Origin of the sequence: Spartinivicinus marinus (genome assembly GCF_026309355.1) — a bacterium.
Classification (GTDB): domain Bacteria; phylum Pseudomonadota; class Gammaproteobacteria; order Pseudomonadales; family Zooshikellaceae; genus Spartinivicinus; species Spartinivicinus marinus.
The window spans coordinates 1,977,304-1,990,096 of record NZ_JAPJZK010000001.1; the positions used below are offsets into that span (position 1 = coordinate 1,977,304).

At 44.9% G+C, this 12,793-nt stretch carries 10 protein-coding genes; all 10 read left to right on the forward strand.

The window, feature by feature from the left end; genetic code table 11:
* The first annotated feature begins 319 nt into the window (after positions 1 to 319).
* The 10 genes from OQE68_RS08990 to OQE68_RS09035 all read left to right on the forward strand — a co-directional run bounded on the left by OQE68_RS08990 (position 320) and on the right by OQE68_RS09035 (position 12,651).
* On the forward strand, positions 320 to 496 hold the full coding sequence (locus OQE68_RS08990; protein ID WP_180569326.1) for a hypothetical protein: 177 nt from the start codon (positions 320 to 322) through the stop codon (positions 494 to 496).
* A complete protein-coding gene (locus OQE68_RS08995) occupies positions 486 to 3,422 on the forward strand; it encodes a sensor histidine kinase (RefSeq protein WP_180569325.1) in 2,937 nt (978 codons plus the stop codon). The genes OQE68_RS08990 and OQE68_RS08995 overlap by 11 nt, the downstream gene beginning before the upstream one ends.
* An 81-nt stretch (positions 3,423 to 3,503) precedes the next feature.
* Positions 3,504 to 4,889 (forward strand): sigma-54-dependent transcriptional regulator, encoded by a 1,386-nt coding sequence (locus tag OQE68_RS09000; RefSeq protein WP_180569324.1) that lies wholly within the window; start codon positions 3,504 to 3,506, stop codon positions 4,887 to 4,889.
* Between the two features lie 969 nt (positions 4,890 to 5,858).
* A complete protein-coding gene (pcnB, locus tag OQE68_RS09005) occupies positions 5,859 to 7,253 on the forward strand; it encodes a polynucleotide adenylyltransferase PcnB (protein ID WP_180569323.1) in 1,395 nt (464 codons plus the stop codon).
* Positions 7,253 to 7,768 (forward strand): 2-amino-4-hydroxy-6-hydroxymethyldihydropteridine diphosphokinase, encoded by a 516-nt coding sequence (folK, locus tag OQE68_RS09010; protein ID WP_266195579.1) that lies wholly within the window; start codon positions 7,253 to 7,255, stop codon positions 7,766 to 7,768. The genes pcnB and folK overlap by 1 nt, the downstream gene beginning before the upstream one ends.
* A 79-nt stretch (positions 7,769 to 7,847) precedes the next feature.
* Positions 7,848 to 8,645: a 3-methyl-2-oxobutanoate hydroxymethyltransferase gene (panB, locus tag OQE68_RS09015; RefSeq protein WP_180569322.1), complete on the forward strand. Its 798-nt coding sequence runs from the start codon at positions 7,848 to 7,850 to the stop codon at positions 8,643 to 8,645.
* Entirely contained in the window at positions 8,642 to 9,490 is an 849-nt protein-coding gene (gene panC / locus OQE68_RS09020; RefSeq protein WP_180569321.1) for a pantoate--beta-alanine ligase, read from the forward strand. The genes panB and panC overlap by 4 nt, the downstream gene beginning before the upstream one ends.
* A gap of 16 nt (positions 9,491 to 9,506) precedes the next feature.
* Complete coding sequence (gene panD, locus OQE68_RS09025) at positions 9,507 to 9,887, forward strand: aspartate 1-decarboxylase (RefSeq protein WP_180569320.1); 381 nt, start codon at positions 9,507 to 9,509, stop codon at positions 9,885 to 9,887.
* 17 nt (positions 9,888 to 9,904) lie between these two features.
* A complete protein-coding gene (pgi, locus tag OQE68_RS09030; protein WP_180569319.1) occupies positions 9,905 to 11,587 on the forward strand; it encodes a glucose-6-phosphate isomerase in 1,683 nt (560 codons plus the stop codon).
* A 290-nt stretch (positions 11,588 to 11,877) separates the two neighbouring features.
* A complete protein-coding gene (locus OQE68_RS09035) occupies positions 11,878 to 12,651 on the forward strand; it encodes a type 2 periplasmic-binding domain-containing protein (RefSeq protein WP_180569318.1) in 774 nt (257 codons plus the stop codon).
* The last annotated feature ends 142 nt before the right edge of the window (positions 12,652 to 12,793 follow it).

The window sequence follows — 12,793 nt, forward strand, 5'->3', positions numbered from 1 at the left end:
TATAACGAAGGCACCAGTTATGATTTTAATCTGACTAAAAAAGGGCCGATCCTACGATGATAAACGGGTAATTAACAGCCAACACCAAAGCCCAAGGATATAGAGTAACAGGGTTTTCTGTAGCTATGACAGGATGTCATTTTAGCTCTTGAGGGCCATGGATGGCTCTTCAAGAGCGGCGGAAGAATGCCCTGTTGCTCAATATCAAACACCAGAGCACAGCAGCCCCCTACAGTCCTCAATAGCCAAAAAGTTAAGACCTTCCCCCACCCCATCTTCTGCTTTACTATGAACCAAATATCTACAACAGGTTACGGGTATGTATATTTACCGACTGGTTTTGCTTTTGGTGGTAGGCATTTACCTGTTTTCACCCGCCATTATGGATTGGTGGATTGAGTCGACGACTCAATGGTATCGGCCCTATTTGTTATGGCTGATTTTGATTGTGGTGGGTTTTTTACTGCAAACACAGCGGGGGTCTGATGAACTTTGAGCTTGGCCACCTGTTTATTATTAGTGCCGGTTATCTTGCCCTGCTGTTTATCATTGCCTATTGCGCTGAAAAAGGTGTTATTAAACGCACACTGGTAAGTCATCCAGTTACTTATGTATTATCGCTTGGAGTTTATGCCAGCGCTTGGGCATTTTATGGTACGACAGGTTTAGCCCACCAATATGGCTTTTTATTTTTAGCCTATTTTCTGGGGATTTGTGGCGCTTACTTGCTGGCTCCAGTTTTATTAGCCCCCATTCTTAAGCTCACCCGCACTTATCAACTAGGCTCTTTGGCCGATTTATTTGCATTTCGTTTTCGTAGCAGCTGGGCAGGTACCTTAACCACTGGTTTTATGCTGCTGGCGATGCTGCCGCTAATTGCATTGCAAATACAGGCAGTAGCAGATTCAGCAGACATTCTTAGCCAACACGGTCAACCAGAGGAATTAGCGTTAGGCTTTTGTGGCTTAATCACTTTGTTTACCGTGCTGTTCGGTACTCGCCATATTTCCAGCCGCGACAGACATACCGGGCTGGTAATGGCCATTGCCTTTGACTCAGTGATCAAACTAATAGCCATGGGGGTGGCAGGTATTTTTGCCCTGTGGTTTGTTTTCAATGGTCCTGGTGACTTAGATCAGTGGCTAGCCAGCAATGCCGAAGCATTAACAGCTTTGCATACCCCACTGCAAGAAGGCCCATGGCGCACGTTATTGCTGATTTTCTTTGCTGCGGCAATGGTCATGCCCCACATGTTTCATATGGGGTTTATTGAAAACCCTAATCCAAAAGCGCTTTTTACCGCCAGCTGGGGATTACCACTTTATTTACTGTTATTTAGCCTGGCGATTCCTCCCATACTTTGGGCAGGGCTCAAGCTTAATAACCCCACCACCCCCGAATACTTCATTCTTGGAACCAGCTTAACCAGTGAAAGCCCCTTGCTAGTTGGCTTAATTTTTATTGGTGGCCTATCTGCTGCCAGTGGCGTCACCATCGTAGCCACTTTGGCGCTGTCGGGTATGCTGCTCAACCATGTAGTGTTACCCAGCTATCAACCTTCCAGTAAAGTAGACATATATAAGTGGCTACTGTGGACTCGCCGTATATTAACCTTGCTGATCATTACTGCCAGCTATGGTTTTTACTGGCTGTTGGGGGCCAAGCAAGACTTGTCTAATTTGGGGATAGCTGCGTTTGTAGGGACTTTGCAGTTTTTGCCTGGCATTTTGAGTGTGCTTTATTGGCCAGCCGCCAATCGACAAGGATTTATCACCGGCTTGATCGTAGGGGCGATTGTTTGGTTTCTCACTTTAATGTTACCGCTGTTTTTAGATATTGATTCCATCACCTTCCCTATTATTAATCTGACACTATCACTGGACGAAAACAGCTGGCATATCGCTACCATTGCATCCCTGTCAGCCAATACACTGACCTTTGTATTGGTTTCCCTGCTCACGCCTATTTCAGAAGAAGAAGTCGGTGCCGCTAATGCCTGCAGTGTGGATAACGTCAGCCGCCCTCATCGCTGGATGCTCGCCGCCCAAAGCCCTGCCGAGTTTCAAGAGCAACTGGGGAAAATCCTTGGCAGCAAAGCAGCTCAACGAGAGGTCAGCCAGGCACTGCAAGACCTTAATCTAGCAATGGACGAAGGCCGCCCTTATGCTTTGCGCCGATTGCGAGACCGCATTGAAGCCAACCTATCTGGCCTGATGGGGCCTGCGGTAGCTAAAGATATTGTTGATAGCTTTCTACCCTACAAGCTTCAAGCCGATGTGTATGTAACCGAAGACATCAACTTTATCGAAGGTCGATTTGAAGCTTACCAATCACAACTGACCGGTTTGGCTGCCGAGCTAAACAACTTACGTCGGTTCCATCGCCACACATTGGAAAATTTGCCCCTCGGCGTCTGCTCTATTGGTAAAGACTCTGAAGTATTGATGTGGAACCGAGCCATGGCTGCTATTACCGGGATTGGCTCCAGCAAAGTGGTGGGCTCACGGTTTGAAGACATTCCTGAACCTTGGAAATCCCTATTCAATCGCTTTGCAACCAACCCTGCCCGCAACCACCTCAGCAAAGAAAAAATTATTGTTGATGGTGAACCCCGCTGGCTCAGCTTGCATAAAGCGGCCATCGGCGCCCCCTTCACCGATGATGAAGGGCTGGTTATTCTGCTAGATGATGCAACAGACACCCAACTACTGGAAAACAAGCTGGTCCATACTGAGCGACTTGCTTCTATTGGTCAGCTGGCGGCCGGGGTTGCCCATGAAATTGGTAACCCCGTTACGGGCATTGCCTGTCTGGCTCAAGAACTGAAGTCTGAATCTCAGGAAGACAGCACCAAGCAGTTTGCTGAGCAAATTCTTGAGCAGACCCAACGCATTACCCGTATCGTACAAACATTAGTCAGCTTTGCTCATCAAGGCAGCCAGCACCAACCAACTGATCAATATACCCGGGTGGTTGTTAAACCCTTAATAGACAAAGCCATTCAGCTGATCCAACTGGCAGATAAACAAAAACAGCTCGCCTTTCTTAATCAGTGCAACGACTCAGCTGCTGTGATGGGAGACGAACAGCGCTTGATGCAGGTGCTTATCAATCTGCTACGCAATGCAAGTGATGCCTCTCCTGCCAAAAGCCAAATTAAAGTAACAACGGCGGCTTGTGGCTCGTTATTGAAAATAGCCGTAGTCGATCAAGGAAGCGGTATTCCCAAGCCAATTCAAAACAAATTATTTGAACCTTTCTTTACCACTAAAGACCCTGGAAAGGGCACGGGGCTTGGCCTAGCACTGGTTTATAACATTATTGAAGAACACTCAGGCCAGATAAGTATTGAAAGCCCACTTGACCTGAAGCAAAATTCGGGTACAAAAGTAACTGTGTCGTTACCACTAGTAACAGCGTAACAACAAAAAAATCAAACAAGTTTATAGTTAGTGGGAGAGGCAGCAGAGAATTACCAATTAGTCCAGGTTCAGGTCGTAACTATGAAGCATATCTTAGTTGTTGAAGATGAGTCAGTGATTCGGGCAGCCCTCGGTCGACTGCTTGAGCGCAATAAATACACTGTTAGCGAGGCGTCATCGGTAGACGATGCCTGCAGTCAATATGACTTAACCAGCGACTTTGATTTAATTATTTCGGACCTGAGACTACCCGGTGCTCCTGGTACCGACATTATTAATATCTCGGGCAACACTCCCGTGCTGATTATGACCAGCTATGCCAGTTTGCGGTCAGCGGTTGATACCATGAAGCTTGGTGCAGTGGACTATATTGCTAAGCCGTTTGATAATGACGAGCTGCTCGACACTATCAAGAATATCCTTACCAAACATTCCAACACTTCAAACAACCAACAGTCCCCAACTTCCTCCACCACAACAAATCAGTCGGAAGAAAACGAACCCCATAACAGCGGTATTGTTGGCAAGTGCGAAACAATGCAAACTCTCTTTAAACGGGTCAGCAAGGTTGCCCCTACCGACTCTACTGTATTGATTCTGGGTGAATCAGGTACGGGTAAAGAACTGGTTGCCAGAGCTATTCATGAAAGTAGCCAGCGTGCAGACAAACCGATGGTTTCCGTTAACTGTGCGGCCATCCCTGAAACACTCATTGAATCTGAGCTGTTTGGTCATGAGAAAGGTGCCTTTACTGGTGCTACCGCTGCGCGTCATGGACTGGTTGAGGCAGCTGACGGAGGCACGCTATTTCTGGATGAAATTGGCGAGCTGCCGTTAGAAGCACAGGCCAGGCTATTAAGGGTGTTACAAGAAGGTGAAATTCGCCGGGTTGGCTCAGTGCAATCGCAAAAAGTCAATGTCAGGCTGGTCGCGGCTACCCACCGCCAGCTTAAGCAACTAGCCCAGTCTGGCGAGTTTCGTGAAGACCTCTACTACCGGCTAAATGTTATTCAGCTTAATTTACCCCCTTTGAGAGAGCGGGGATCTGATGTTATTGATTTGGCAAAGTATTTTCTGAATAGAATCTGCGAGAAGTTGGGTAAAGAATCACACCAATTCTCACCTGACAGCCTTTATGCCATTCAGCAATACAGCTGGCCTGGTAATGTGCGTGAGCTGGAAAATGCTATTGAAAGATCAGTGATCTTGGCCGACCACTGTTTGATTACTACCGACCTGCTAGGCATCGATCTAAATACTTCCACCCCCAACCAAAGCACTGAGCCACAAAAAGCAGAAGAAGGTAAAGAGCTTACTTTAGAAGATTACTTCCAGAGCTTCGTACTAGAAAACCAAGAGCGAATGACAGAAACAGAGCTGGCTCAAAAACTGGGTATCAGTCGTAAGTGCCTGTGGGAACGTCGCCAGCGCCTGGGCATTCCTCGTCAAAAAGCAACTAACAGCTAATAAGCACGAACCTATCGTTAGCAGCAATATTTGCCACCGTTTTCACCACAACTTTTGCCACCCTGTGGCAATTTTTTTCCACACCACCTTGTAAAATCGTCTATATTTTAACCTATAAAGGTAATAATAAGTTTACCCGTTAGGACAAAGTGTTACCGTAACGGTAAGACAGTAACACTATGCAGTGAAATCACCTCAGATCAGGTAACACTTTTTACGTATTTATACGTACAAAAGTGCGGCTCCTACCACTTAAAAATATAAGCTATTGATTTAAAAGAATTTTATTTTTTTGGCACAGCAAATGCAATTTATTGCTTACAACAACAATAATAAGAATGCTTACTAATAATAAGAATAACGATTACTCCGCCAATAAAAATAATAACTGGAGTCGACAAATTGATTTTTTTGGAGAGGGGCCTTTTTAGTGGCCAACATGAGTGGCTTTCGTTAGAAAGCAGGTAAGTAAGTCAAGAACCTAAAACGGGCGAGCTTAGTTACTCAACACACACTGTGTACACTCAGCACTGTCACACCCAGCTTCCAAAGGAATCCGTTTGTTGGTTATGGACCCGAAATTGGTTCCTGAGTCGGTTATGTAACCGACTCTCCATCCAAGCATATAATAAAAATAATATTACCAAAGCAATATTTCGTTAGGAGGGCTAGCCCTCCTTTTTCCTTTCTATTATTTTCTAAAACAACCCTATAGATTGCAAAAAAGCCAAGTCGCTTGCCTTTTACATCTCATATCTAAACCACCCTTTATATGTCTTGCTCTTTACTTCAATCATATATTTCTGCGAGCTGATGAAATATCCAGGCTGGCATCTATGCTTAGCAGTGATTATTATAGCCAGCTCTTTCAGGGCTCATCATTGATATTAAGGCCCTGTAACTGGTTTAGAGCCTATTAATAAGCTCTAGTAGAACTATGATTGATATAGCTAAGTTTCGATTATTACTATGCTAAAGAAGCGGTTAGGCTGGCTACAGAGTTTTCTCGGTCGGCTATCCGGCAAACAAAAACAAGCATCCATAGGTGATGTAACAATTATTCCACGCGACCAGCACCAGGTATCTCGTAAGCTGCTAAGCCAAAATGCGCTCAAAGTATTGCGCCGGCTTGAGAGCAGTGGTTACCAAGCCTACTTAGTGGGTGGCTGTATTCGTGATATTTTAGTGGGTGGCCATCCTAAGGATTTTGATGTAGCAACCAACGCTACTCCAGAAGACGTTCGTTCTCTGTTTCGTAACTCCCGACTCATTGGCCGCCGCTTTAAGCTGGTTCATGTTCAGTTTGGTCGTGAAGTAATAGAAGTAGCCACTTTTAGAGCACACCACTCTCAAGACAGCCATGGTGATGGCAAGCACTCCCACCACTCTGATGATGGGCAAATTCTTCGCGATAATGTGTACGGTACTGTTCAGGATGACGCTTCCCGCCGTGACTTTACTATCAATGCGCTTTACTACCGACTCAGTGATTTTGCTGTTAAAGATTATGCTGGTGGTTTAGATGATATTGATAGCCGCCTGGTGAGACTAATTGGCGACCCAGAACAGCGCTATCGGGAAGACCCAGTACGGATGCTACGGGCAATACGCTTTGCAGCCAAACTTGATTTTACAATTGAGAAATACACGGCCAAACCCCTTTATAGCCTTGGCTATCTGCTGGAGAATATTCCTCCTGCCCGGTTATTTGATGAAGTTTTAAAGCTGTTTTTAAGTGGCCATGCAGCAGCATCTTTTCAACTGCTACAAGACTACGGTTTACTCGAGCAGTTACTGCCAGCCACTGCTGCTGCAATTGCTGAACCGGATGGTTTTCATGCACGCTTTATTCATGCTGCATTAGTTAATAGCGATAAACGAGTCAGACAAGGCAAAAGCCTAACCCCTGCATTTTTATATGCTGTGTTTCTCTGGTATTCCACGCTTGCTTACACCCGGCAAATTGAAGAGCAGGATATACCAACACTGCCCGCATTAAACCAGGGTGCAATGACTGCTATTGAAAATCAAAACCAACGGACTACCATTCCCAAACGTTTTGCCATCCCAATGCGGGAAATTTGGGAGCTGCAATATCGTCTCACCCGACGGTTTGGTAAGAAAGCAGATCAAGCCCTTAACCACCCAAGATTCAGAGCAGCCTATGACTTCTTATTACTAAGAGAACAAGCAGGTGAAGACTTAGGGGGGCTAGGCCAATGGTGGACAGACTACCAAGAAGCAGACGAGTTTGTACGTCGCCAAATGGTTAAGTCACTACAAAGTGGCAAGTATAAAAAGTCCAGAAAACCACGCCGCCATCATCGCAAGCATCACCATCGTAAACCCAATGAGAATGAGTAGTGATTAAGAACGGTGCCTCCATCCGTTGCTATCTTGGGCTTGGCAGCAACCTATCCAGCCCAACCCAGCAATTAGCTGAAGCAGTAAGTGCTATTGAGCAACTGCCCAGCACTACTCTGGCAGCGGTTTCGCCAGTATACCAAAGCGATCCTGTAGGGCCTGAAGGCCAACCAGACTATATAAATACAGTCGTTGCCATTGATACTTTACTTGCACCACTGGAGTTACTGGATCACACCCAAACCATTGAGCTGGAGCAAGGGCGTGTTCGTGATATTCGTTGGGGGCCTCGTACACTGGATATCGACTTACTGCTTTATGGTGAAGAGGTTATCAGCTCAGAGCGATTAACTGTTCCCCATTATCAGCTGACTGTTCGCAACTTTGTACTGCTTCCTTTGCAAGACATCGCTCCAAACTTGCAGCTACCGACTGGGGAGTCTGTTAAAGAATTAGCTGCAAACTGTTCAAAGGCTGGCATTAGCCTATTAGAAGGGGTAACGTTGACCCGCTAGGGCCAGCTAGCCCGATGTGACACCCTAATAACATTTCGTATAATCCAGCCTAAATTCTACAAAAGTCTGTGAGTTTGTTATGGCCAATATCACCCTAACTACACTAAACAAAATCAAGCAAAACAAGGAAAAGTTTGCAACGTTAACTGCTTACGACGCAACCTTTGCTCATGTTGTTAGCACTGCTGGTGTGGAAGTAATCTTGGTGGGTGATTCGCTGGGTATGGTGTTACAAGGCAACGACTCAACTCTGCCTGCCACCATAGAAGACATGTGTTACCACACCACATGTGTGGCAAAAGGTAACCAAGGCTCTCTTATTATTGCTGATCTGCCTTTTATGACCTTTGACACCCCAGCTAATGCCCTGAAAAATGCCGCCAAGTTAATGCGTGCAGGTGCTCAAGTCGTGAAATTCGAAGGGGGAAGATGGCTGTGTGAAACCGTACAACAGTTAAGTCGTAACGGTATTCCCAGTTGTGTACACCTTGGCTTAACTCCCCAGTCGGTGAACGTTTTTGGTGGTTATAAAGTACAAGGGCGAGAAGAACAAGCTGCCCAAACCATGCTGGAAGATGCTAAGGCACTAGAACAAGCGGGAGCATCATTATTTGTTCTTGAGTGCGTGCCTAGCCCACTGGCTCAAGCCATTACTGAGTCAGTGTCAGTTCCAGTGATTGGCATTGGCGCTGGTGCAGCCACCGATAGCCAGGTATTAGTGTTGCACGATATGTTAGGTATCTCTCCAGGGAAATCCCCCCGCTTTGTGAAAAACTTTATGGCAGAAGCTGATTCTATTCAGGCTGCTATCGAAAACTATGTCGCTGCCGTTAAAAGCCGTACATTTCCTGCCGCAGAGCATGAGTTTAAAGCATGAAGACTGTTTATAGCATTGATGAAGTACAGGCCTTTATTAACGAAGCCAAGGCTACTGGCAAAACCATTGGCTTTGTTCCCACCATGGGCAATCTGCATGATGGGCATTTATCGTTAATTCATAAAGCCCGAGAAAAAACCGATATAGTGATTGCCAGCATTTATGTAAACCCGCTACAGTTTGGAGCCAATGAAGATTTAGAGTCTTACCCTAAAACGCTAGCGGAAGACCAAGCGCAATTAAAAGAACAAGCGGTTGATTTATTGTTCGCACCATCCAGCAACGAAATCTACCCCCACGGGATGGAACACCACACTTCAGTTGCCGTCGTCCATTTATCGAATTTACATTGTGGTAAAAGCCGTCCTAGCCACTTTACCGGTGTCGCGACGATTGTTTGTAAACTTTTTAATATCGTGCAACCCGATGTAGCGGTGTTTGGAGAAAAAGATTTTCAACAACTGGCTGTCATTCGTAGTATGGTCAATGACCTGTGCATGCCAGTTAAAATTGTTGGCGCGCCCATCGCTAGAAATAGTGAAGGCTTGGCGCTAAGTTCTCGGAATGGATATCTCACCCGGCAGGAATTAGCTATTGCTCCAGCATTAAATCAAATGCTGGAAAATGCCAAACAAGAAGTGCTTTCAGGCCGACCTTACGACCATATTTTACGGGATGGTATCGCTCGTTTAGCCCAAGCTGGGTTTAAGCCTGATTACCTCGATATTTGCAACCGCGAAACACTGCTACCTGCGACCCAGCAGGATAAATCCCTGGTTATTTTAGCCGCTGCTTACTTGGGTAAAGCCCGCTTAATTGACAATATTCAAGTAGACATCAACTAACTTAGGACCCATTTCCATGCAATCTATTATGCTAAAAGCTAAGCTTCATCAGGCTCGCGTCACTCACGCTGTACTAGAATACGAAGGTTCTTGTGCGATTGATGGTGAGCTATTGGATATGGCAGGCATCCGCGAATACGAACAAATTCAGATTTACAACTTGGCCAATGGCGAGCGTTTTACAACCTACGCCATTCGCGGTGAAGAAGGCTCAAAAATTATCTCTGTAAATGGTGCCGCAGCCCATAAAGCCAGTGTCAGTGATCGCGTGATTATATGTGCTTACGCTAATTTTGAAGCTCATGAGCTGGAAAACTTCAAACCTGCTTTAATCTATATGGCAGAAGGAAATGAAGTCAGCCACACAGCTAATGCCATTCCAGTACAGTTAGCTTAATTAAGGAATAGATGGATATGATTAATCAGAGTAATCGTACTATTAGTGGTGTCACTCCCCTTAGCCAATACCCATCATCTGAGGCCTTGTTACAAGAAAAACAAGCCATTGATCAAACCAATTTAAAAGCCCTATTTGCTGAAGATAGCAAACGGTTTGAACAGTTTTCGTTGAAAGCTGCTGGGCTGTTTTTAGATTACTCTAAAAATCTGATGACGCCAGAAACACTGCAGTTGCTGGGCAAGCTGGCAGAAGAAGCTAAATTACCTGAAGCTATCAAACGCTTATTCCAAGGAGATAAAGTCAACCACACTGAGCAACGCCCTGCTTTACATATGGCACTCCGTAAGCAGGATGATGAAGCTATTTGGGTTGATGGCCAGGATGTAATGCCTGAAATTAAAGCCACATTAGCAAAAATTGCAACGCTCACTCAGCAGGTGCATTCTGGTAAATGGCGCGGTTACACTGGCAAGCCGATTACGCATATTATCAATATTGGAATTGGTGGTTCTTTCTTAGGCCCTAAAATGATTATTGAAGGGCTTACGCCTTATATTAAGCCTGATATTAAACATCATTATATTGCTAATATTGACCCTAATGATGTTGCCGAAGCCTTTAAGCATATTGATCCCGAAACCAGTTTATTTATAGTGGCTTCCAAATCATTTTCCACTATTGAAACTAAACTCAATGCCGAAACCTGTCGTCAGTGGATGCTGGATCAAGGCGCTAAAGCCGAAGATATTGCCAAACACTTTTTAGCGGTTTCCAGCAATGTGGATAAAGCCGTCGAGTTTGGTATTCACCCCGACAATATTTACCCGATGTGGGATTGGGTGGGTGGCCGCTATTCACTATGGTCTGCTATTGGTTTACCCATTGCACTGACTCTGGGTTTTGATAACTTCGAAGCCTTGCTGAAAGGTGCTTATCAAATGGATGAGCATTTTCGTACTGCCCCTATCACCGAAAATATGCCGGCTTTATTAGGCTTAATTGGTGTGTGGTACCACAATTATCATGGTGCTACTGCACATGCCGTATTACCTTACGACCAGTATCTCAGCGAATTACCCAACCATTTACAACAAGTAGATATGGAAAGTAATGGTAAGTCAGTTAATCATGATGGAGAGACGCTGTCTTATAGTTCTGGCCCAGTTATTTGGGGTGATACTGGCACCAATGGCCAACATGCTTACCATCAGTTACTGCATCAAGGCACCCTGTTAATTCCTGTGGATTTTGTGGTACCCGCTCAAAGCCATAATGATATTGGTGACCACCACCCTTGGTTATTTGCTAATGCACTCAGCCAGAGCCAGGCATTAATGGCTGGTAAAACGTTAGATGAAGCCAAGGCAGAATTAGCCGAACAAGGCTTAAGCACTGAAGAAATTGAAAAGCTAGCCCCCCATAAAGTCATCCCAGGCAACCGCCCCAGCAACACCATTTTAATGTCGAAAGTGACACCTGAAACCCTAGGTGCTTTGGTTGCGCTTTATGAGCACAAGGTATTTACCCAAGGCATGTTGTGGCAGGTTAATTCGTTTGATCAATGGGGTGTGGAATTAGGCAAGCAACTAGGCAACACCTTATTCCCTAAATTAAAAGATACTGATAGCCCGTTGGACCAGGATAGCTCCACTAATGGATTAATCTCACTATTTAGAGAAATTAATCAGGGGGAATAGGCTAAGCAAAATCGGACAGTAGGACTCCTCTACCTTATCAGGGTGTTGCAAAAGGGTGCAGAAAGTAAATTTAGTGTCCGATTGGAATAACAGGATATTCTTCCGCCGCTCTTGAAGTGCCGCCCCTGGCCCATCAAGAGCTAAAGCGACTTCCTTGTCGCAGCTACAGAACACCCTGTCACCCCATACCCGCTAGCTTTTTGCGACAATCTGAAAGACGATAGGGCATGAGAAACAGTAAAGGGACCTTACCAAGCAACTGGAGTGCAAAATGAGCTATACCAATACTCATGAAAACCAAAAAAACTGCACACACTATTTTTAATCCAACCTATTTTATTTACTGGCTGGCCATTATTATTGGTGGGCTTTTTACTGGAACAACCAGTTACTCAGAAACCCAAAAAGTCATTACTTTAGCAGGCGGAAAAGGAACCAAAAACTCTTTTTATGGAAGGTGGTTAGCCTTGATTTACAATGAGGCTTTTAACAGGCTTGGCTACACTCTGGTATACAATGGATACCCAGCAAAACGAGCCAGCCAGCTTTCTGACCAGGGCATTGTCGATGGTGAAATTCACCGAGTAGCAGACTATGCCAATAAGCACCCCAACCTTGTCAGAGTGGATGAACCCCATTTCTCTGTCTACTTTTCTGCCTACGGAATTGACCCCAGCATCCATCTTGATGGCTGGGAAAGCCTAAAAAATAACAGCTACAGAGTTGGCTATCGCAGAGGCGTCAAAAAGTGCGAAACAATTCTACCTGCACTACTCCCCCCAAACAGGCTGATGATTTCAGAGTCTTCACTACAGGGACTGGAGCAAGTTGTTGCTGGAAGAACTCAGGTATTTATAGATGTTCAACAAAACATCACATTTCACCTTAATCAAAGTGAGTTCCAAAAGGTCGTGTTTTATCGAGTGGGTATCATGGAGAAAACACCCGCCCATGCTTTTTTACATAAAAAACATAAGTCACTAGCCCCTAAGCTCTCTTTGGTTCTGAAAAAAATGAAACAAGAAGGTCTGATTGAAAAATATAAAGCTAAGGCGGAAAGATAGCCCCATACAGATGATAAGTTGCTTCTTGGCTTGACCAAAATTTAGAGTATTGGTTAGGGTATGTTCTATAGCATTCTTAGTCAGAGTATCAGAACGATTAATAACTATTAGTGAAGCTTAATTTTCAATAATAATTTTTCAA

Bases quoted from the DNA above. Each gene is read 5' to 3' on its own strand.
- pcnB (WP_180569323.1), top strand. From the start codon at position 5,859: ATGCTAAAGAAGCGGTTAGGCTGGCTACAGAGTTTTCTCGGTCGGCTA.
- panB (WP_180569322.1), top strand. From the start codon at position 7,848: ATGGCCAATATCACCCTAACTACACTAAACAAAATCAAGCAAAACAAG.
- OQE68_RS09035 (WP_180569318.1), top strand. From the start codon at position 11,878: ATGAAAACCAAAAAAACTGCACACACTATTTTTAATCCAACCTATTTT.
- OQE68_RS09000 (WP_180569324.1), top strand. From the start codon at position 3,504: ATGAAGCATATCTTAGTTGTTGAAGATGAGTCAGTGATTCGGGCAGCC.
- OQE68_RS08990 (WP_180569326.1), top strand. From the start codon at position 320: ATGTATATTTACCGACTGGTTTTGCTTTTGGTGGTAGGCATTTACCTG.
- panC (WP_180569321.1), top strand. From the start codon at position 8,642: ATGAAGACTGTTTATAGCATTGATGAAGTACAGGCCTTTATTAACGAA.
- panD (WP_180569320.1), top strand. From the start codon at position 9,507: ATGCAATCTATTATGCTAAAAGCTAAGCTTCATCAGGCTCGCGTCACT.
- pgi (WP_180569319.1), top strand. From the start codon at position 9,905: ATGATTAATCAGAGTAATCGTACTATTAGTGGTGTCACTCCCCTTAGC.
- OQE68_RS08995 (WP_180569325.1), top strand. From the start codon at position 486: ATGAACTTTGAGCTTGGCCACCTGTTTATTATTAGTGCCGGTTATCTT.